Origin of the sequence: Massilia aquatica (genome assembly GCF_011682045.1) — a bacterium.
Taxonomy (GTDB): domain Bacteria; phylum Pseudomonadota; class Gammaproteobacteria; order Burkholderiales; family Burkholderiaceae_D; genus Telluria_A; species Telluria_A aquatica.
In genome coordinates this window covers 1-21,057 of the sequence record NZ_VVIW01000032.1, presented here as the reverse complement: position 1 = coordinate 21,057, position 21,057 = coordinate 1, and the positions used below count along the sequence as shown (strand labels likewise).

The 21,057-nt window shown below is 65.2% G+C and carries 20 protein-coding genes; 12 read left to right on the top strand and 8 right to left on the bottom strand.

Features of this window, described 5'->3' with window-relative positions:
- Positions 1 to 32: 32 nt before the first annotated feature.
- On the bottom strand, positions 33 to 1,043 hold the full coding sequence (locus tag F1609_RS30505) for a serine/threonine protein kinase (RefSeq protein WP_167081091.1): 1,011 nt from the start codon (positions 1,041 to 1,043) through the stop codon (positions 33 to 35).
- A 94-nt stretch (positions 1,044 to 1,137) separates the two neighbouring features.
- Here F1609_RS30505 and F1609_RS30500 point away from each other — a divergent pair, with 94 nt between their 5' ends.
- A complete protein-coding gene (locus tag F1609_RS30500; RefSeq protein WP_167081090.1) occupies positions 1,138 to 1,836 on the top strand; it encodes a UPF0149 family protein in 699 nt (232 codons plus the stop codon).
- A gap of 22 nt (positions 1,837 to 1,858) precedes the next feature.
- On the opposite strand, the gene F1609_RS30495 is transcribed toward F1609_RS30500, so the two are convergent.
- The 6 genes from F1609_RS30495 to orn all read right to left on the bottom strand — a co-directional run bounded on the left by F1609_RS30495 (position 1,859) and on the right by orn (position 7,900).
- Positions 1,859 to 3,043 carry an HPP family protein gene (locus F1609_RS30495; RefSeq protein WP_167081089.1) on the bottom strand — a complete coding sequence of 395 codons (1,185 nt, stop codon included), beginning with the start codon at positions 3,041 to 3,043 and terminating at the stop codon, positions 1,859 to 1,861.
- 123 nt (positions 3,044 to 3,166) lie between these two features.
- Positions 3,167 to 3,571 (bottom strand): hypothetical protein, encoded by a 405-nt coding sequence (locus F1609_RS30490; RefSeq protein WP_167081088.1) that lies wholly within the window; start codon positions 3,569 to 3,571, stop codon positions 3,167 to 3,169.
- Between the two features lie 241 nt (positions 3,572 to 3,812).
- The gene (locus tag F1609_RS30485) at positions 3,813 to 3,986 is read right to left on the bottom strand and encodes a hypothetical protein (protein WP_167081087.1); all 174 of its coding nucleotides are present in this window, start codon (positions 3,984 to 3,986) and stop codon (positions 3,813 to 3,815) included.
- Between the two features lie 99 nt (positions 3,987 to 4,085).
- Entirely contained in the window at positions 4,086 to 6,167 is a 2,082-nt protein-coding gene (locus tag F1609_RS30480) for a hypothetical protein (RefSeq protein ID WP_167081086.1), read from the bottom strand.
- A 150-nt stretch (positions 6,168 to 6,317) separates the two neighbouring features.
- Positions 6,318 to 7,166 (bottom strand): aldo/keto reductase, encoded by an 849-nt coding sequence (locus F1609_RS30475; RefSeq protein ID WP_167081085.1) that lies wholly within the window; start codon positions 7,164 to 7,166, stop codon positions 6,318 to 6,320.
- A gap of 149 nt (positions 7,167 to 7,315) precedes the next feature.
- Positions 7,316 to 7,900, bottom strand: a complete 585-nt coding sequence (gene orn / locus F1609_RS30470) for an oligoribonuclease (RefSeq protein WP_167081084.1) — start codon at positions 7,898 to 7,900, stop codon at positions 7,316 to 7,318.
- A 47-nt stretch (positions 7,901 to 7,947) separates the two neighbouring features.
- Here orn and F1609_RS30465 point away from each other — a divergent pair, with 47 nt between their 5' ends.
- From F1609_RS30465 to rsgA, 3 genes are read left to right on the top strand one after another with little or no spacing between them, the layout of a single operon-like run.
- Entirely contained in the window at positions 7,948 to 9,210 is a 1,263-nt protein-coding gene (locus F1609_RS30465) for a M48 family metallopeptidase (RefSeq protein WP_167081083.1), read from the top strand.
- Complete coding sequence (locus F1609_RS30460; protein WP_167081081.1) at positions 9,207 to 9,539, top strand: 4a-hydroxytetrahydrobiopterin dehydratase; 333 nt, start codon at positions 9,207 to 9,209, stop codon at positions 9,537 to 9,539. The genes F1609_RS30465 and F1609_RS30460 overlap by 4 nt, the downstream gene beginning before the upstream one ends.
- Positions 9,536 to 10,456, top strand: coding sequence for a ribosome small subunit-dependent GTPase A (gene rsgA / locus F1609_RS30455; protein WP_167081080.1), 921 nt, complete (start codon positions 9,536 to 9,538; stop codon positions 10,454 to 10,456). The genes F1609_RS30460 and rsgA overlap by 4 nt, the downstream gene beginning before the upstream one ends.
- Before the next feature lie 86 nt (positions 10,457 to 10,542).
- On the opposite strand, the gene F1609_RS30450 is transcribed toward rsgA, so the two are convergent.
- Positions 10,543 to 11,223: a hypothetical protein gene (locus F1609_RS30450; protein ID WP_167081079.1), complete on the bottom strand. Its 681-nt coding sequence runs from the start codon at positions 11,221 to 11,223 to the stop codon at positions 10,543 to 10,545.
- Positions 11,224 to 11,501: 278 nt separating this feature from the next.
- On the opposite strand from F1609_RS30450, the gene F1609_RS30445 reads away from it, so the two are divergent.
- The 8 genes from F1609_RS30445 to F1609_RS30410 form a co-directional block, all read left to right on the top strand.
- Entirely contained in the window at positions 11,502 to 14,339 is a 2,838-nt protein-coding gene (locus F1609_RS30445) for an ATP-binding protein (protein ID WP_167081077.1), read from the top strand.
- A 172-nt stretch (positions 14,340 to 14,511) separates the two neighbouring features.
- Positions 14,512 to 14,889: a hypothetical protein gene (locus F1609_RS30440; protein ID WP_206752977.1), complete on the top strand. Its 378-nt coding sequence runs from the start codon at positions 14,512 to 14,514 to the stop codon at positions 14,887 to 14,889.
- 33 nt (positions 14,890 to 14,922) lie between these two features.
- Positions 14,923 to 15,390 (top strand): hypothetical protein, encoded by a 468-nt coding sequence (locus F1609_RS30435; RefSeq protein WP_167081074.1) that lies wholly within the window; start codon positions 14,923 to 14,925, stop codon positions 15,388 to 15,390.
- Between the two features lie 155 nt (positions 15,391 to 15,545).
- The gene (gene argF / locus F1609_RS30430) at positions 15,546 to 16,478 is read left to right on the top strand and encodes an ornithine carbamoyltransferase (RefSeq protein ID WP_167081072.1); all 933 of its coding nucleotides are present in this window, start codon (positions 15,546 to 15,548) and stop codon (positions 16,476 to 16,478) included.
- Positions 16,479 to 16,513: 35 nt separating this feature from the next.
- Positions 16,514 to 17,746: an argininosuccinate synthase gene (locus F1609_RS30425; RefSeq protein ID WP_167081071.1), complete on the top strand. Its 1,233-nt coding sequence runs from the start codon at positions 16,514 to 16,516 to the stop codon at positions 17,744 to 17,746.
- Between the two features lie 179 nt (positions 17,747 to 17,925).
- Positions 17,926 to 19,740 carry a methyl-accepting chemotaxis protein gene (locus tag F1609_RS30420; protein ID WP_167081069.1) on the top strand — a complete coding sequence of 605 codons (1,815 nt, stop codon included), beginning with the start codon at positions 17,926 to 17,928 and terminating at the stop codon, positions 19,738 to 19,740.
- Between the two features lie 11 nt (positions 19,741 to 19,751).
- Positions 19,752 to 20,210, top strand: coding sequence for a chemotaxis protein CheW (locus F1609_RS30415; RefSeq protein ID WP_167081067.1), 459 nt, complete (start codon positions 19,752 to 19,754; stop codon positions 20,208 to 20,210).
- Positions 20,207 to 21,057, top strand: an 851-nt coding sequence (locus F1609_RS30410) for a CheR family methyltransferase (protein ID WP_167081066.1), incomplete at its 3' end; no start/stop codon positions are given. The genes F1609_RS30415 and F1609_RS30410, both read left to right, overlap by 4 nt.

Below are 21,057 nucleotides of genomic sequence, written 5' to 3'. Positions count from 1 at the left end.
TCAATTCGGCGCTTTGCTCGACAGTAGGCGCGTCACCACAGCGCCGGCTCATCCATCAAGGCGATCTGTTCGCGCAGTTCGAGGATGCGGTCTTGCCAGTAACGTTGTGTATTAAACCACGGGAACGCGACGGGGAATGCCGGATCGTTCCAGCGCCGTGCCAGCCAGGCCGAGTAATGGATCAGGCGCAGGGTGCGCAGCGCTTCGATCAGGTTGAGCTGGCGCTCGTCGAAATCGGCAAAGTCTTCGTAGCCGGCCAGGATGTCGCTCATCTGGCGCACCATGTCGCGCCGCTCGCCCGAGAGCAGCATCCACAGGTCCTGAATGGCGGGACCGGTGCGGCTGTCATCGAAGTCGACAAAGTGCGGGCCGTCCGGGGTCCACAGCACGTTGCCGACGTGGCAGTCGCCGTGCAGGCGCAGCTGGGCCCCGGCCAAGTCGCCCGCGCGCGCGTAGCAGTGGCGCACGCCGTCCAGGGCCTGGTCGACTACGCTGGTCCAGGCGGCCAGCAGTTCGGGCGGGATGAAGTTATTGGCCAGCAGGTAGTCGCGCGGTTCGCGTCCGAAGGTGTCGATCGTTAACGCGGGCCGTTCGCTGTAGCTTTTCAGGGCGCCGACCGCGTGGATGCGGCCGATGAAGCGACCGGTCCATTCCAGCACGGCCGGGTCGTCGAGCTCGGGCGCGCGGCCGCCCCGGCGCGGGAACACGGCAAAGCTGAAGCCGCCGAAGCTGTGCAGGGTGCGCCCGCCCAAGGTGAGCGCGGGCACCACCGGGATTTCGCGCTCCGTCAGCTCTTCCACAAACGCGTGCTCTTCCAGGATGGCGGCGTCGCTCCAGCGCTCGGGGCGGTAGAACTTGGCGACCACCGGCGCCTCGTCTTCCATGCCGACCTGGTAGACGCGGTTTTCGTAGCTGTTCAGGGCCAGCAGGCGGCCGTCGGCGCGCAGGCCGACGCTGTCGAGCGCGTCGAGCACGCACTCCGGGCTCAGGTTCGAGAACGGGTGGGTGGCGGGGGTGTCGGGGTCGGAAAATGGCGTCGTCATGGCCGCTATTGTACGGCGGCCCGCATTTAACAGTACGTCCCGATGCGCGAACGCGTTAAACTAGCGGCTTCAACGATCAATACAAGAGCACGCCATGCAACTCGACCAGCCCCTCTCAGAAAAAGAATTCGACGAACTCGACCAGTTCCTCCTGTCCGACCGCAGTGCGGAAGACGCCATGACCATGGACACCCTGCACGGATACCTGACCGCCGTGGCGATGGGTCCGGAAACCATCATGCCGGCCGAATGGCTGCCGAAGGTGTGGGGCGAGGATGAAAAGAGCGTCCCCAAGTTCAAGAACGCCAAGGAAGAAGAGCGCATCATCGAGCTGATCATGCGCTTCATGAACGAAGTGCTGGTGACGTTCGAAATCGCGCCGAAGGAATTCGAGCCGCTGTTCTGCGAAGCCGAACACGAAGGCACCATGCTGCTCGACGGCGAAGCCTGGTGCTGGGGCTTCTGGGAAGGCATGGAACTGCGCCCGGGTTCGTGGGATCCGATCTGGGAATCGGACCTGGAGCCGCTCATGCGCCCGATCTACCTGCTCGGCGCCGACGAGATCGAAGAAGAAGAACTGAAAGAAGTCGATACGCCGATGAAAGGCCACAAGCTGGCCCTGGATATCCAGGCCAACCTGCCGGCCATTCACCGTTTCTGGGTGCCGCTGCGCAAGGCGCCGGTGACCACCCTGAAGCGCGAGGAGCCGAAAGTCGGCCGTAACGACGAGTGCCCTTGCGGCAGCGGCAAGAAGTACAAGAAGTGCTGCGGCGCCGATCCGGCCGCCGAGTAAGCATTGGGACGCCAGCGCGGCGCTACGCCGCCGGCGCCAGTTCGGCCAGTTCCGACAGGCGGCCCTGATACAGCGCTGCCACCAGGTCGGACTGGGTGACGATGCCGGCAAACCGGTCTTCGTCGTCGACCACGGGAATGTGGTGCAGGCCGGCGTTGGCCATCACCGGCACCAGTTCCACGATCGGCGTCTGCACATGCGCCGTGGCCACCTTGGCCGTCATGATCTGCCCCACCACTTCCGGTTTGTCCGTATGCGTGAGCCCGCTGCGTTGCAGCAGTGCGCGCAGGCGTTTTCCCAGTCCGCTGTAGACGTCCAGGTCGCTGTGGCGCAAAAAATCGGTCTGGGTCACGATCCCGATCACCCGCCGCGCCCGGTTCAGCACCGGCAACGCATGCACCTGGTGATGCCGCATCAGGCGCCAGGCGTCGGCCAGCGCGGTCCCGAATTCGAGCGTCACCACGTCGGTCGACATGATCTGCCCGCAGCGGATCACGCCGAAGCGGCGTCCGTACGCCGCCGTTTCGGTGGCCAGGATGATGCCCTCCAAGTCGTCGCGGCTGACGTCGAGCACCTGGTCGTAGCGCGCCAGCACGGCGTCCAGGTCGGCGCTGCGAAAACCCAGGCGCGCCGTCGGCACCGTGTCGGCCGTGTCGTGCACGTTCTGCATGGCCGATTGCTGGCGGTGCGGATAGCGCCGCCCGGTCAGGTTGTTGACGACCAGCGCGCCGCCCACCATCAGCACGCAGTTGAGCGCCACCGGCATCAAGGCAAAACCGAACCCCAGCTCATGCACGGCGGGGCCGGCCAGCACGGCGGTGAGCGCCACCGCCCCGCCCGGCGGATGCAGGCAGCGCAGCGCGAACATGGCGGCAATCGCCAGGCCGCCGGCCAAGGGCGCCGCGACCTGCGGCGACAGGCCCGACTTGACGCAAGCCACGCCCACCAGCGCCGAAACCACGTTGCCGCCAATGACGGCCCACGGCTGGGCCAGGGGACTGGCCGGCAGGCAGAACAGCAGCACGGCGGAGGCGCCCATCGGGGCGATCAGCCACAAGCCGGCGGCGCCGCCGGTCCAGGTACACATGGCGCCGGTGAGGATCAGCGCCAGGAAGGCGGCCACGCTGGCGCGCCATTGTTCGAGGCGGCCGGCACTGTTAGGCGGGGGTAATAAGGCGGTGAGCCAGGCGGTACGCGGGTCGGACATTGAACGGTGGAAAAGAGCGGGGACGCCGCAATTACATCACAGATGAGCCAGGAAGATGCGGCGGCGCACTATTTTCGTGCATTTTACGGGCGCGAATGGGGCAACAGTCCGGTACTGACCACCTTACAGCAACTGCGTCAGCAAGCGCCGCACATCGCTGGCGCGCGAACTGCCCGCCTCTTCCAACCGAGCCGACAATTGCCGCAGTACTGGCTCGTAACGGGCCGGCAGGCGCACCTCCATGTTATCGAGTTCGCTGGCCACGATGGACATGACCAAGAGGTAAGGTGAACCAAGCAAGGCCAGCAAGATGGGCACGCCTTGATCGGCCTCGCCCTCACCGACCGCTTCCGCACAGCGCTCCTGCCACCAGGCAGGCCTGGACAGCGCAGCGGCGAGCAAATGGTCCCACTCGTCTTGCGAAAATTTCTGCAACTCCTCGGCAGCGACGTGAAGATGATATTCATACCAGCTATTATTCTCGGTGCCGAGCCACTTTTCAAACTGCGCGAAGTTCTCGCCCATCATTTCCCTCCTCGATCGATGATGATTTCAACTGCTTGCCCGGTTTTCTCGACGAGATGCGCGCCATTTCCCGACGCGTGCTGAGACCTGATGGCGAGGCGGGCTTCATGGAGTTCTTTTTTGGCTGATTGGTGCAGAGGTGGTTTCCGCACTTTCCATCAATAGCGCCCCCGCAACGCACATCGGCCCGGCACGCTCCTGTAAAGGAACACGCCGGGCCGATGCAGCGAACTACCGGGGCGATTTACTGGCCGCGTGGGCCTTTATCGGCACCCTGGTGGTCCTTGATGCCGTCGTTCTTGTGGTTGCCGGCGACTTCTTCCGCTTCAGCACGCTGACGGCTCTTGGTCGCGTCCTGCTGCGCCTGCTCGTTTTCGCGCTGCAGTTGCTCACTTGGGTCGTTGGTGTTCTTGGTCATAGCGCCTCCTGTTTGTCTGAGACACAACAATACCCCTTCCCCCCGAATCCTTCCGTTCGCCAACCCACGTAAGCGAACAATTCTTTCCTCCCGCACAGTTCAGGGCGGAGGCAGGCGCGCCAGCACGCTTTTGAACGGCAGCTTGCCCTCATGCGGCGGCTGGAGCAGCGCATCGATGCCGTCGAAGGTTTCGGTGGCCAGCGCCCAGCCCAGCGGCGTCTCGTTGGCCGAGTGCATGCCGAACCACACGAAACGTTCCGGTCCCGCCGGCAAAATCACCGCCATGTCGCGCAGCCCGGCCGTCACCGCAAAGGTGGCGCGCGCGGTGCGGGTGTTGAACAGACCCAGCGGCGGGGCCAGCAATTCCGACAGGAAGGTGGTGTCCATGCGCGCATTGGCCGGATCCTGCTTGCCCGACGGCGCAATGGCGTCCGGCGAATTGCTGATGACAATCACGGCCGTGTCGATGTCGTAGCCGCGTTCGCGCCACTGCGCCAGCCTGGGCCGCATCGCGAACAGCAGGTCGCGCACCGATTCGACCCCGGAGTTCTCGAAATAGGCGCCGTCGATCACCCTCCCCCACGGCCGCCGCTCGCGCCCCGGTGCGCACGCCACCAGAGTCGTGCCCTGGTGGCAGGCCGACACCGTGCCCGCCGGGCTGATGTAGCTGAAGCGCGCGCTGTTGTGCACCGCCGTGGCCAGGCTCATCCGGCGCAGGTCGAGCAGCGGGTCGAGCGCGTCGTAGGCGTCCGGAAAGCGCCCGTCGATCACCAGGTCGCTGGCGATGATGCGGTTGCCGCCATCGACCAGGGTGGCGTTGAGCAGCAGCGAGGGCACGTTCATGGCCGGATCGGCCGCCCACAGCTGGTCGAAGCGGCGCCCGAAGCGGCTGTTGCCGGTGGCGCTTTCCCAGCCCTGCGCCCAGGCCGCTTCCATCGCGCGCGCCCGGTCGGCCGGGGGCAGCGCGAACGGCAGGAAACGCTGCAGCATGTCCGGATACAAGGCGTAGCCCAGCGTGGGCGAGAGGAAATCGCGCTGCAGCACATTGCGCATGCACGCCTGATAGGCGCCGTCGCGCGCGCCGCGTGCGCACGCCGCGCCGTCCAGCCCGCCAGTGCCGGCGTCCGCCACCAGGGCCGCAAAGGCGCTGCCGCCCAGGCTGCCGCCGGAGACGCCGCTCAGGGCGAACAGATGGCGTCCGAAGCGCGCCTCGCTGTCGTCCTGCAGCTTGGCCAGCACCATGCCGGTCCAGTAGGCGGCGCGGATGCCGCCGCCCTCGGCGGCCACCACGAACAGCGGAAACGGCCGTCCCGGCACCAGCGCGCCGCTGTCCACGCGCGTTTGCAGCCAGGCGTCGAGGTGATCGTCGATCGGGCGCCGGATCACTGGCGGGTCGCCCGGGCTGGCCGGCAGCAGCTTGACCTGGTGATTATCGTTCCACAGGCTGAACACGACGAACAGCAGCAGCGGCAGCGCCGCCATCGACGGCAGCCTGGCCTGCTTGAAGTAATAGGTCAGCACCAGGTCGCCGAACAGGATCCAGCTGGCAAAGGCGAAGCACAGCAGCGCCGGCGCGCTGACCAGGCGCGTCACTTCGACCGGCCAGATCCAGACCGCGAACAGCAGCAGGAAGGTCAGCACGATGGCGATCGAGACCGTCAGCACGGTACGCTGTTGCAGCGATTCGAAGCGCATCGGGGCGGTCCCGCCGTCGAAGCCGCGAAAGCGCGAGGCGAACCAGGCGCGCCGCTTGACCACGAACACGCCCATGGCAAAGGCGGTGGCGAAGCAGGCCAGCGCCAGCGCGGGCTGGCCCATGCGCTGGAACTGGATCGACAGCACACTGGCCGGCACGATGCCGAGAAAGCGCGGCAGCCACATGCGGATGTGATTGACGAAGGGCGTGTCGGTGCGGTCCAGCAGCGAGGTGCCGTCGAACACGCGGCCCAGGGTCAGGCGCGCGCTGTACCAGGCGGCGGTGGACCAGGCGGCCACGGCGAAGATGAACACGGGAAAGGTCCAGCCCGGATGGCTGACCAGGCGCAGCGATTCCGGTCCCTGCGGGATGAAGGCCAGGCCGGCGGAGCAGAGCAAGGTCAGGCTGAAGCTGTAGACGCAGCGCCACAGGATGGAGCCGACTTCCTTGCCGCGCTCGCCAACCACACGCACGATCCTGACCATGCCGTTCTCCCAGGGCCTAATTGCGTTGCTATCGCGTTTAAATTGGATATGCCGTTTTCCAATACTGCCGAACTCCGTGACACAGTATTGCGCCCCTTAACCCAAGCTCCGTCGGGGACGACGGCTAGACTGCTATCGCTAACTCGTGCCCTAGCGCATCGCCAGCGCCTGCCGCTTCTTCGGCGGCGGAAAGGCCCGGTCCAGGTCTTCCAGATCGAAGGCGGTGAGCACCACATCGGCCGCCGCCCGGTTCTCGCGCACATGCGCCGGATCGGCCGCCTTGGGAATGGCCACCACCCCGTCCTGGCGCAGCAGCCAGGCCAGCGCGATCTGCCCCGCCGTGCAGCCATGCCGCTGCGCCACCGCCACCAGGGCCGGATTGGCCAGCAACAGCGCGCGCTCGCGGCCGGCCGACTCCAGCGGCGAATACGCCATCACCGGCATGCCCTGCTTGCGCGACCACGGCAGCAAGTCCCACTCGATCCCGCGCTTGACCAGGTTGAACAGCACCTGGTTGAGCGCAATCGCGCGCCCGCCCGGCAAGGCCTCGGCTTCGAGCATGTCGCCCAGATCGAAATTGCTCACGCCAAAATCGAGGATCTTGCCGTCTTTCTTGAGCGCCTGGAAGGCGTCGAGCGTCTCCGACAGGGGCACCGCCCCGCGCCAGTGCAACAGGTACAGGTCGATGCGGTCGGTTCCGAGCCGCTGCAAGCTGCGCTCGCACGCCTCGCGCAGCGCGCGCTTGCCGGCGTTGTGCGGATAGACCTTGCTGACGATAAACGCCTGCTCGCGCCGCCCGGCAATCGCCGCGCCGACCACCTGCTCGGCCCCGCCCTCGCCGTACATCTCAGCCGTGTCGATCAAGCCCATGCCCAGATCGATGCCCAGTTGCAGCGCGCCGATCTCGGCCTGGCGCCGCGCCGGGTCTTCCCCCATGTTCCAGGTGCCTTGTCCGAGCGCGGGGATAACGCTTCCGGACCGCATCGTCACAGTGTTCATGTCGCAGATCCCTCGCTTGTTGCGTAAAGATCATTCTAGAGGAAAACGCCACTGTTGGTTCAAATGTAGACCAGGCCGCAGGCGGCGGCGCTACAGCAGGAAGGGAAAGCATGCCCCGGCCAGGACGGCCGGGACTGAGGTAAAGCAGATTACAGCTTGATGAAATGCTCGCGGTAGTAGCGCAGCTCTTCGATCGATTCGAGAATGTCGGCCAGCGCCGTGTGCTTCTGGTGCTTCTTGAAGCCGCTCACGATTTCCGGCTTCCAGCGCTTGCACAGCTCTTTCAGGGTCGACACATCCAGGTTGCGGTAGTGGAAGAACGCTTCCAGCTTGGGCATGCCGCGCACCATGAAGCGGCGGTCCTGGCAGATGGTATTGCCGCACATTGGCGACTTGCCAGCAGGAACGTAATTTTTCAGCCAGGCGATCAGCGCCGCTTCCGCTTCGGCTTCGGTCACGGTCGAGGCCTTGACGCGCTCGATCAGCCCGGAACGGCCGTGGGTGCCCTTGTTCCACGCATCCATCTTGTCGAGCGTTTCGTCCGACTGGTGGATGGCGAACACCGGGCCTTCGCCCAGGATGTTCAGGTGCATGTCGGTGACGACGACCGCCACTTCGATGATGCGGTCGGTGTCCGGCTCCAGGCCGGTCATTTCCATGTCCACCCAAACCAGGTTGAACTCATTTGGGCGCGGCAACGCGGCCGGTGCTGCTAAATCAGTGGCATGTGACATAATTCTCTCTTGGCCTAAACAATCCTGCATTTTCTCACAGGCACAGAATGTCTTCACTCGCGTTTTCGATATTGTTCGTTTCTTTCTTCATTTTGAGCCTGTTGCTGCGCTTTTGGCTGTCCACCCGCCAGTTGCGCCACGTAATGGGCCACCGTGGCGCGGTCCCGGCCGATTTTGCCGAAAAAATTCCCCTTGCAGCGCACCAGAAGGCGGCCGACTACACCGCCGCCAAGATCCATTTCGGCCTGATCAGCCTGGTGTTCAGCAGCGCCGTGCTGATCGGCTTCACCCTGCTCGGCGGGCTGCAATGGCTGGCCATCGCCCTGCTGCCCCACACCGGCGCCGGCATCACATTCCAGATCGCCTTGTTGGTCGCCTTCGCCGCCGTCAGCGGCGTGCTCGACATGCCGTTCGACTACTACCGCCAGTTCGTGCTCGAACAACGTTTCGGTTTCAACAAGATGAGCCTGGGCCTGTGGATCGCCGACGCCGTGAAAAGCACCGCCCTCGGCCTGGTGCTCGGCCTGCCGCTGATCTGGGTCGTGTTGCAGCTGATGGAAAAAAGCGGCGGCCTCTGGTGGCTGTACACCTGGCTGGTCTGGATCGCCTTCCAGCTGATCATGATGGTGATCGCCCCGACCCTGATCATGCCGCTGTTCAATAAATTCGAGCCCTTGAAGGATGACAGCCTGCGCCAGCGCATCGAAGGCTTGATGGCGCGGGTCGACTTTGCCGCCAAGGGCCTGTTCGTGATGGACGGCTCCAGGCGCAGCGGCCACAGCAACGCCTTCTTCTACGGTTTCGGCGCCAACAAGCGCGTGGTGTTTTTCGACACCCTGGTCGCCAGCCTGACCGGCCCCGAGATCGAAGCGGTGCTGGCGCACGAACTGGGCCACTTCAAGCTGCGCCACAACCTCAAGCGCATGATCGTCGGTTCGATCGTCTCACTGGCCTTTCTGTTTCTTCTCGGCTACCTGAAAAACCAGGCCTGGTTCTACAGCGGCCTGGGTTTCGACCCCATGCCGGGCGTGCCGAGCGACGCCGTGGCCCTGCTGCTGTTCATGCTGGTACTGCCGGTGTTTACCTTCGTGCTCTCGCCGCTGACCTCGATCAGCTCGCGCAAGCACGAGTTCGAAGCCGACGCCTTTGCCGCCAACCATACCGACGCGCGCGACCTGATTTCCGCGCTGGTCAAGATGTACGAAGAAAACGCCTCCACGCTCACGCCGGACCGGCTGCACTCGACCTTTTACGACTCGCACCCGCCGGCCAGCATCCGCATCCATCAACTCAACCTGGCAATCCGATGACCCTGCTCGCGCAAACCTGCAGCGCCCAAGCCGCCGCCCTCGACGCGCATGCCATTGCCGCCCTGCTGCCGCAGGTGCCCGGCTGGCACGTCGCCGACGGCAAGCTGACCCGCAGCTTTACCTTTAAAAACTACTACGACACCATGGCCTTCGTTAACGCGCTGGCCTGGATCAGCCACCATCAGGACCACCATCCGGAACTGACGGTCACCTACAAGGAGTGCGCAGTGCGCTACAACACCCATTCGGCCGGCGGCGCGCTGTCTGACAACGACTTCATCTGCGCGGCCAAGGCCGATGCGCTGTTCGAGCAGCGGGGCGGCGCATGAGCGGCAAGACTGCGCCGGCACCGGCGCCGTCCGGCCTGACCGGCATCATCATCGCCGCCCACGGACGCCATTACCTGGCCGACGTGGACGGACGCAAGCTGCAATGCGTCACGCGCGGCAAGAAGACCAACATCGCCGTAGGTGACGTGGTCAACCTCAAGATGACCTCCGAAGACCAGGCCGTGATCGAGTCGATCACCGAGCGCAAGACCTTGCTGTACCGTTCGGACCAGTACAAATCGAAGCTGCTGGCGGCCAACCTGAGCCGCCTGTTCATCGTGGTGGCGACCGAGCCGGGTTTTGCCGACGACCTGATTTCGCGCTCGCTGGTGGCGGCCGAAGCGGCCGGCATCGAGGCGCACCTGATCCTCAACAAGACCGACGTGGCCGACCTGCTGCCCAAGGCGCGCGAGCGCCTGTTGATGTACACCTCGCTCGGCTATCCGCTGCATGAAGTGTCGGCGCGCGCCAATCCGGAGCACGCGGTGGCCACCCTGATGCCGCTGCTGGAAGGGCAATCGTCGATTTTCATCGGCCAGTCGGGCATGGGCAAGTCCTCGCTGATCAACCTGCTGGTGCCCGACGCCGACATCGCCGTGCGCGAAATTTCGGCGGCGCTCGACACCGGCAAGCACACCACCACCTTTACCCGTCTGTATTCGCTGGGCGAGCACGCGTCGATCATCGATTCGCCGGGTTTCCAGGAGTTCGGCCTGTACCACCTGAGCGAAGGCATGCTGGAACGCGCGTTCGTGGAATTCGGGCCCTACCTGGGCGGGTGCAAGTTCTACAACTGCCGCCACCTGATCGAGCCGCAGTGCGCGATCCTTACCGCGGTCGCGGAAGGCAAAATCGCCAAATTCCGCCACACCCTGTACGGGCAGCTGCTGCACGAGTCGGCGCAGACTTTGTACTGACCGGCCGGCGGCCCGCTGCCGTCATTGCTGAAACCCCGTTCCCGCAGTGCATGCCAACTGCAGCTGGCGATGGCGAAGTGCGGTCATCACTCGAAGGCGATATCGTCGGGGTGCCTGTCGGACTCGCGGCGGCATCTCCCGCGACGCCGCTCGTCCTGCTGCTGCGCGGCCTGCGCGTTCATGTGGTCCACCACCGCCATGGCGCTGCGCAAGGCATCCGACATGCAGCGTGCGGCGGTCGCCAGGCTGTCGGCCTGGGTAATTGCCTGCGGCTGCGGCTGCGCGCGCCATTGCGCGTGTATCAGCGGCGGCACAAGCACTTGCGGCGGGCGCATGGTGCGTTCGATGCGGGCGCGCAAAACCGATGCGTACTGCCAGTTTGCATCGCCGGGGCGGCGCACCATCAGCGCACTCCACGCGTTACGTCCCTCGCCCGCAATGGCGAGCGTCATGCCGCGTGGCGACACGCTGCGGCCCTCGTACAAGAGCGCGTCGCCCTCCACCACGGCGTAGTAAGTCAGTGCCTTGCATCGCATGCGAACATGGGTACCGTCCGGCAAGAAAAGGCATTTCCATTGATAACCGATGACTGCACCGCCTGCCAGACGACGCTGGTCGGCGGCCAGCCAGGCGTCGATCGCCATGGCCAGCGCTTCATCGACCGGCATATCGTCGCCGCGCGCATTCAGATAGGAAACCAAATGCGCCAGTGTTGCACCTGTTGCCGGCGGGCTCACTGCGGCAAGTTGTCTCGTTTGAGGGTCCATTTTCGTCTCGTTTTGTCTCGTTTCGTCTCATTTGGACAGCCGCGCTGGGCCTTGGTTCAAAACGAGACGAAACGAGACAAAACGAGACAGAACGAGACTGTGAAACGAGACAGTTTGCCGCAGTGAGCCGCCCGGCAACAGGGACAAGGCTCCGCCGTGCACTTAACGATTTTTAACAACCCAAACGACTGCGCGCGCTTGAGCGTTGCCGCAACCATTATTTCTATCCCTCCCTTTTCAGCATACAATGGCAACACCATCGTAAAGGGGTCCCGGCAATGGAGATGTTCACCGTCGATGTCAACGTTGCACAATGGGAGTCCGCGCTGCCCTCGCTGCGCGGCATGGAGCGCTTGCCGGTGCTGCTGCCGCTGGCCTGGCACCTGCGCCAGCGCGATCCGGCGCGCGCCCTCATGCTGGCCGGCGAAGCACTCTCCCAACTCCCCCTGTCCGACCTCCCCCCGATCGACTGCGCCAGCCTGGAAGCGCGCATGCACCTGCTGCACGCCGAATGCGAGTGGCTCGACGGCGCGCTCGACCTGGCCTGCGCCCATGCGCAGGAACTGCTGTCCCACTTCACGCTCCTGAACGACCATGCCGGCTGCGCCGACGCCCACTGGCTGCTGGCCTGGATCGCGGTCGACCGCGGCGACCATGACGCCAGCGATGCCGCCTTCACCGCGGCCGCCGCCAGCGCCCGTGCCGGCGGCGACGCCCTGCGCTGCGACCTGGCCGAAGCGGCCATCGCGCGCTGGGCCGTGCTGCTCGACCCCGGCGCCGCCATCGCCCGCTGGGGCCAGCGCTTCGACGCCGACAGCACCGGCCTGCATCCATCGCTCGCCACCTGGGTCAACGACTTCCACGGCCTGGCCGCCAGCCAGGCGGCCGATTTCGGCGCCGCCGCCGGCCACTACATGCGCTGCTACGAATCGGCGCTCGACACCGGCCAGGTGCGCGCCGCCATCACCGCCGCCACCAACATCGGCGAAGACTTCACCATCCTTAACGACCACCACTCGGCGCTCGAATGGGTCCAGTGCGCGCTCGAACTGGCGCGCCCCACCGGCTGGCCGCGCAGCGTCGGCGCCTGCCTGATGCACAGCGCCGACACCCTGCGCCGCCTCGGCCAGCTCGACGCCGCCCACGACATGCTGCAGGAAGCGCTGGTGATCCTCAAACCGCTGGAAAACGCGCGCAGCTACGCCATCGCCCTGCAATACCTGGGCGACCTGTCGCTCGACCAGGGCGACTACGACGGCGCGCTCGACGCCTTTGTGCGCCTGGCGGCGCGCGCCGAAGTGCTCGACCAGTCCGATTTTCGCAGCATCGCGCGGCGCGGCCAGGCGCATGCGCTCTCGCACCTGGGGCGCGCGCGCGATGCCATCGCGGTGGCCGCCGACGCCGCCGCCATGGCCGCCGCCCCCGGCTACGCCTACAACCAGATCGCCGCCTTGCGCGTGATGGCCCTGATCCACGCCCAGCACGCGCTGCCGGCGCCGGAAGGCATGGTCGAACCGAACCCGGTGCTGCACTACCTCCAGCAGGCGCTGTCGGTGGCCTCGACCATCGAAGGCTACACCGTGCCGGGCGACCTGTACGACGCCATGGCGCGCGAATACGCGGCCACCGGCAACTACGCGCGCGCCTACGAGGTGGCGCTGGCGGCATCGAGCTCGCGCGAGAAAACCCACAGCCAGGAAGCGACCAACCGCGCCATCGCCATGCAGGTGCATCACCAGACCGAACACGCGCGCACCGAGGGTTACCACCACCGCGAGCTGGCCGAATCGGAAGCGCGCCGCGCCGAGGTACTGCAGCGCACCAGCGCCACCCTGGAGCGCCTGTCGGCCATTGGCCAGGAGATTACCGCCCACCTGGACGCCGCCGCCGTGTTCCAGGCGCTCGACCGCCATATCCACGGCCTGCTCACGGCCAGCACCTTCGCCATCTACCTGATCGACGCCGCCGGCGCGGTGCTCAATCGCGCGTTCGGGGTGGAGCTGGGCCGCGAGCTGCCGAACCACGCCATTCCCCTGGCCAAGCGCGAAGCGTATTCGGTGCGCTGCCTCGACCAGCGGCGCGAAATCTACATCGAGCACTGGCCCGACGCCGAACACCGCAAGGTGGTGCCGGGCACCATGGTCAATATGAGCGCGCTGTTCGTGCCGCTGACGGTGGGCGAGCGCGCCATCGGCGTGATGACGGTGCAGGCGCCGCAGTCGCACGCCTACGGCGAGAACGAGCGCATGATTTTCCGCACCCTGTGCGCCTACGGGGCGATCGCGCTCGATAACGCCGAGGCCTACCGCCAGTTGCAGGATGCGCAGACCCAGCTGGTGTCGCAGGAAAAGCTGGCCGCCCTCGGCTCGCTCATGGCCGGCGTGGCGCACGAACTCAATACCCCGATCGGCAACAGCCTGCTGATCGCCAGCACCATGCAGGAAAAGACCGCCGAAATCGAGGCCCTGCTCAATGGCCCCGGCCTGCGCCGCTCGGAGCTGGCCGCCTTCATCACCGACTCGCAAAAGGCCTCGGCGCTGGTGCTGCGCGGCCTGCACAGCGCGGCCGACCTGGTCAACAGCTTCAAGCAGGTGGCGGTCGACCGCACCACCGAACAGCGCCGCTTCTTCAACCTGCAGCAGGTGTGCCACGAAATCATCGCCACCATGATGAACCGCATCCGCGCGGCCAACCACAGCATCGCGATGGACGTGTCGGACGCGATCGGGATGGACAGCTATCCCGGCCCGTTCGGCCAGGTGGTCACCAATTTCATCAACAACGCGCTGCTGCACGCGTTCGCGCCGGGCCACCAGGGCATCATGCGCCTGACCGCCGCCATGCCGGCCGAGGGACGGGTGCTGGTCGAGTTCCACGACAACGGCGGCGGCATCCCGCCCGAACACCTGGGGCGCATCTTCGATCCGTTTTTCACCACCAAGCTGGGACAAGGCGGCAGCGGGCTGGGACTGTCGATCAGCTACAACATCGTCACCTCGCTCCTGGGCGGCCATATCACGGTGGTCAGCAATGCGCAGGACGGCACCAGCTTCGTGCTCGACCTGCCCCTGACGGCGCCGGAGCACCCGGCATCGGACGTGCCGGCGATCTATTGACGGAAAACGGGCCGGCACGCGACGGCGCCAGGGCTTAACGTAAGAAAGAGTTGCTTCCGGGATTGATTAAACCTATAGTTGCTGGATGCATAATCCTTATCAATCCCCGGCCCCCTCCACGATGGAGCTTCCCCAGTCGCCAGGCAAGCGGCCAATCTCGGCATGGTTGCTGATGATCGTCCTGGTGTTGATCGTGCTCCTGATCGGGTTCGGCGCGATCAGTTCCATCTGGATGCTGATCGCCGCGCCCGGCTGGATGAATGGCCGCTTCCTGCTCGACGTGGCGATTCGCCTGGCCATGGTGGCCTTGTGCGTGAGCGTGGTGGTCGGCATCGCGCGCCGGCGCGGCTGGGGGCGCTGGCTCGGCCTGCTGGTCCTGGCCGGACTGACGGTCATGATGTTGATGATGCCCGATACGACGCAGTACGACAATGACGCCCAGCGCAGCGGCGGCGCCTTCGGTCGCATGATCCTGCTGCCGTTGCTGATGGGCTTGTGGGGCTACCGCTTCGGCTTTTCGGCCAGGGCAAAACGCTATTTCGGGAGCTGAGCGGCGCCATGGGGAGTCGTCCAGCGTTAATAAATGCACAATCCGTACCACCCCCCGGCAAGTCCGGCAACCCGGCTCGACCAGCTTGCAGGCAAGCGGACGCTCTCGGTATGGCTGCTCCTGCTGGCCCTGTGCGCCACCATGATCCTGCTCGCAAGCGGAATAGCAAACTACGTACAGTTGCTGCTGATCGTGTTCTGGGTAGGCGATTACCTCCCGCTTCTCGCCTCGATGAGCGTACGCGTGGCGGTGTTCGCGTTGGCACTGGCGGCGCTGCTGGGCACACTGAGGCGGCGCCAGTCGGGCCGCTGGCTCGGCATCCTGATGATCTGCATAATGACTGCGGCAGTCTCTTACGTGCCGCCGACGGCACAGTATGCCAATCAGGCCCACGCCAGCGGCGGCACGTTTCGCAGCACCATCTTGCTGACTTTACTGATGGGCTGGTGGATCTACGCGTTCGGCTTCTCACGCAAGGCACGCCGCTATTTCGCGCCGTGAGCAGTGCGGCCATGCCTGACCCATGCGATGGGCGAGCGCGCCATGCGGTATAGTATGCGGTTGCCCCCGGCAAATTTTCAAAACCCTTATAATTGATCCGCAACCCTACGCCAGGGCCCGGCCGCCTGCGGCTCACGCATTCAATCGTTGTGTCTATGCCTACAAATAAACCGATCAAGCATTTCCTCCAGTTTTCCGACTTCACGCTGGCCGAATTCGAGTACGTGATCGAGCGCGCCAGGATCATCAAGCGCAAGTTCAAGAACTACGAGGTCTACCACCCTCTGATCGACCGCACCCTGGTCATGGTGTTCGAGAAAAACTCGACCCGCACCCGCCTCTCGTTCGAAGCCGGCATGCACCAGCTGGGCGGCGCCGCGATCTACCTGAACACGCGCGACAGCCAGCTCGGACGCGGCGAACCGGTCGAAGACGCCGGCCAGGTCATGAGCCGCATGTGCGACATCATCATGGTGCGCACCTTCGGCCAGGACATCATCGAGCGCTTCGCCGCCCACTCGCGCGTGCCGGTGATTAACGGCCTGACCAACGAACACCACCCGTGCCAGGTGCTGGCCGATATCTTCACCTTCGTCGAACACCGCGGCTCGATCGCCGGCAAGATCGTCACCTGGGTGGGCGACGCCAACAACATGCTGTACTCCTGGCTGCAGGCGGCCGACGTGTTCGGCTTCCACCTGAACGTCGCCACGCCGGCCGGCTACGACATCGACCATTCGCTGGTGTCGACCACCCGCTTCACCGTCTTCGACAACCCGTCGGACGCGTGCCAGGGTGCCCACCTGGTCAACACCGATGTGTGGACCAGCATGGGCTACGAGAAGGAAAACGCGGCCCGCCTGGCGGCCTTCGACGGCTACATCGTCGATGGCGCCAAGATGGCGCGCGCCGCCCCCGACGCGCTCTTCATGCACTGCCTGCCGGCCCACCGCGGCGAGGAAGTCGCGGCCGAGGTCATCGACGGAGCGCAGTCGGTGGTCTGGGACGAGGCCGAAAACCGCCTGCACGTGCAGAAGGCGCTGATCGAATACCTGCTGCTCGGCGAACTGGCCGGCAGCGCAGAATAACAACACCACATCGTCAACCCAAGATTGGAATCTCCATGAGCGACATTAAAAAAGTAGTCCTCGCCTATTCGGGCGGCCTGGACACCTCGGTCATCCTGAAATGGCTGCAGGATAACTACAAGTGCGAAATCGTCACCTTCACCGCCGACCTCGGCCAGGGCGAAGAGCTGGAGCCGGCGCGCGCCAAGGCGATCAAGTTCGGCATCAAGCCGGAAAACATCTACATCGACGACGTGCGTGAAGAATTCGTGCGCGACTTCGTGTTCCCGATGTTCCGCGCCAACACCGTGTACGAAGGCGAATACCTGCTCGGCACCTCGATCGCCCGTCCCCTGATCGCCAAACGCCTGATCGAGATCACGCGCGAAACAGGCGCCGACGCCATTTCGCACGGCGCCACCGGCAAGGGCAACGACCAGGTGCGTTTCGAACTGGGCGCGTACGCACTCAAGCCGGACGTCAAGATCATCGCTCCATGGCGCGAATGGGACCTGCTGTCGCGTGAAAAACTGCTCAAGTACGCGGAAGACGCCGGCATCGCGGTCGACATGAAGCACAAGAACGGCGGCGCGCCCTACTCGATGGACGCCAACCTGCTGCACATCTCCTTCGAAGGCCGCCACCTGGAAAACCCGAGCGCCGAAGCCGAAGAATCGATGTGGCGCTGGACCGTCAGCCCGGAAGCGGCGCCGGACCAGGCCGAGTACCTGGATCTGGAATACGAAAAGGGCGACATCGTGGCCGTCAACGGCGTGCGCATGTCGCCGGCCACCGTGCTGACCGAACTCAATCGCCTGGGCGGCAAGCACGGCATCGGCCGCCTCGACCTGGTCGAAAACCGCTACGTCGGCATGAAGTCGCGCGGCTGCTACGAAACCCCGGGCGGCACCATCATGCTGCGCGGCCACCGTGCCATCGAATCGATCACCCTGGACCGCGAAGTGGCCCACCTGAAAGATGACCTGATGCCGCGCTACGCCTCGATGATCTACAACGGCTACTGGTGGGCGCCGGAGCGCGTCGCGCTGCAGACCCTGATCGACCACACCCAGCAAACCGTCAACGGCTGGGTTCGCATGAAGCTGTACAAGGGCAATGTGATCGTGGTCTCGCGCGATTCGAAGACCGATTCGCTGTTCGACATGAACATCGCCACGTTTGACGAAGATGGCGGCGCCTACAACCAGGCCGACGCCGGCGGTTTCATCAAGCTCAACGCCCTGCGCATGCGCATCGCCGCGGTGGCGCGCGAAAAGCGCGGGCAGTAAGCTTAGCTAAAACCACCAGCCAGTGACCCGTCGTCCCCGCCTTTTCGCGGGGACGACGTTTTTGGGCGAATCAAAGGGCCCCGAACAGAAAAAGTTCTCGTTCCACACAGCGAAATGTCCCGTTCCCTGCCTCAACGATGTTACATTTATAGAGAACAACATCGTACCCGGAGACATCCATGTTTAAAGACCTGAGCATCAAGAACAAGCTGTTTCTCGGCTTCGGCGGCATCGTCGCCATCATCCTTGCGCTGCTGATCCTGGCCTATAACAATTTCTCCAAGATGTCGGACGCCAATCGCTGGGACCGGCATACCCTGGAAGTGCTGCTCGAAACCAACAAAATCGCCACCAGCGTGCTGGAAATCCAGGCCGAGACGCGCGGCTTCTTGCTGACCGGCGACGAACGCTTCCTCACACCCCAGATCGACGAAGAAAAAGCGTTGCTGAACAACGTACAGCGCGCCATCCGCCTGACCAGCGACAATCCGGCCCAGAACGCCCGCATCCACAAGCTCGACGACATGACCGCCAACTGGCTCAAGACCGTCATCCGGCCCCTGGTCGCCAAGCGCCGCGCGCTGGGCAAGGCCGCCGACGCGACCGAGCAAATCACCCGCTGGCCCGAACTCAACAGCGGTTTCCAGACCGTGAGCGAAGTGCGCAACATGATCGCCCAGATCGCCGAGGAGGAAAACGCCCTGCTGGCGGCGCGCACATCCGCATCCGCGCAACTGCAGCAAACCATGTCGCTGTTGCTCAGCCTGGGCGGCGCGGTGTGCGTGGCGCTGGCCTCGATCGTGGCCTGGATGCTGGCACGCGCGCTGCTCAATCCCCTCAACAACCTGACCGAGGCAGTCGGTAGAATCGCCGCCGGCCAGCAGTCGGCGCGCGCGGCCGTGGTGTCGCGCGATGAACTGGGCAAGGTCACCGAGGAATTCAACCGCATGGCCCAATCGATCCAGGACGGCCAGGCCAACGAGGCGGCCGCCACGAATGCCCTGCGCGCCAATGTCGACGCCCTGCTCGACGTGGTCTCCAAGGCCGCCATCGGCGACCTGACCGGCACCGTGACGATTACCGGCAGCGACGCCATCGGCCGCATGGGCGACGGCTTGAAGACCATGGTCGGCAACCTGCGCATCCTGCTCAACAACGTGCAAAAGGCCGGCATCCAGGTCACCACCTCGGCCACCGAAATCGCCGCCTCGGCCAAGCAGCAGGAAGCGACCGGCATCGAACAGGCCCAGACCAGCATCGAAATCCTCTCGACCACCAAGGAAATCTCGGCCAACACCACCCAGCTGCTCAAGACCATGGAAGACGCCACCGCGGTGGCCGACTACACCACCAGCGCCACCGCCGACGCCCAGCAAAACCTGAAGCGCATGGACAGCACCATGCAGCACATGGTCTCGGCCACCGATTCGATCAACGCCAAGCTGGCCGCGCTGTCGGAAAAGGCCAGCAACATCAACAGCGTCCTGATCACGATCACCAAGGTGGCCGACCAGACCAACATCCTCTCGCTCAACGCCGCCATCGAAGCCGAGAAAGCCGGCGACGCCGGGCGCGGTTTCTCGGTGGTGGCCACCGAAATCCGGCGCCTGGCCGACCAGACCTCGGTGTCGACCTGGGACATCGAGCAGATGTTAAAAGAAATGCAGTCGGCGGTATCGGCCAGCGTGATGGGCATGGACAAATTTTCCGAAGAGATCCGGCGCAGCGTGGGCGAAGTGCGCCAGGTGGGCGAACAGCTCTCGACCGTGATGGACCAGGTGCAAAAGCTCGCGCCCCAGTTCGACCTGGTGCTGCAAGGGATGCAGTCGCAGGCGGTGGGCGCCTCGCAAATTTCCGACACCATGATGCAGTTGAACGACGCCACCCAGCAGACCGTCGAATCGCTCAAGGCTACCAGCGAAGCGGTGCATCAGTTGCAGTACGCCGCCAGCGACCTGCAATCGTCGGTGGCCACCTTCTCGGTCAACGCCTGAGGAGCGGGTCGATGAAAGTGATGGTCTTTCACATCGGCGCCGACCGCTACGCCCTGCCCTTGTGGGCGGTGGCGCGGGTGGTGCCGGCCGCCGCCCTGAAAGCCATTCCGCTCGCTCCGGCCTGGGTGGCCGGCCTGCTCGACCTGCATGGCGAACCGGTGCCGGTGATCGACCTGTCCAGCCTGGCCGGGGTGGCGCCCGCGCAGCTGTGGTACGACTCGCGCATCATCCTGGTCGATTACCCGGCCGGCGAGGGCGCCACCCGCCCGCTCGGACTGCTGGCCGAGCATGTGGTCGGGGTCGACAGCGTCGATGGCGCGGCCTTGCGCGATGCCGGCGTGGGCGGCGCGCCTTTCCTCGGCCAGGTGGCGGCGGCGGCCGCCGGCATGCTGCAACTGGTCGGCATCGAGCAACTGCTCGCGCCCGACGTGCGCGCCCTGCTGTTTTGCAACGCGGGAGCGGCGCCATGAAGGCGCGCGACCGCCTCCAGCAAGCAACGGGGCTGAACCTGACCGAGACCGTGGTCGGGCGCGCCGTCGAACGGCGCATGCAGGCGCTTCCGCTGGCCGACGCGCTGGCCTACGAACGCCTGCTCGCCACCAGCGCGCACGAATTGTCGGCCCTGACCGAACTGGTGGTGGTGCCGGAATCATGGATGTTCCGCGATGCAGAAGCGTTTGTTGCGGCCACCGCCTTCATCGTGCGGCGCCTGAAGGCGGGCGGCGCGCGCCCGCTGCGCATCCTGTCGGTGCCGTGCGCGGGCGGCGAAGAGCCGTACTCGATGGCCATGTCGCTGCACAGCGCCGGCGTGGCCAGCGCCGACGTCGCCATCGACGCGGTCGACCTGTCGCAGGTGGCGCTGGCGCGCGCGCGCGCCGGCCGCTACACCCGCAACGCCTTTCGCGGACGCCACCTCGATTTTCGCGAGCGCTTTTTTACGGCGGTGGACGCCGAATACCAGATCTGCGAAGAGATCCGCGGCCAGGTGAGCTTCAACCATGCCAACATTCTCGATCCGGCCTTTTGCAGCCGGCCGGGCTACTACGACGTCATCTTTTGCCGCAACCTGCTGATCTACTTCGACGACCCGACCGTGGCGACGGCCATCGCCAGCCTGTCACGCCTGCTCGCCGGCGACGGCATCCTGTTCGCCGGCTACGCCGAAGTGCCGGCCTTCTGCCGCAACGGCTTTGCGGCGCTGCGCGCACCGGGGGCGTTCGCGCTCGAAAAAGCCGGGGCCGGCGCAGCCTGGCCGGCGCGCCTGCCGGCGCGCCAGCACGTGCGCCCGGCGCCGCCGGCGCGGCCGGCGCGGCCGCT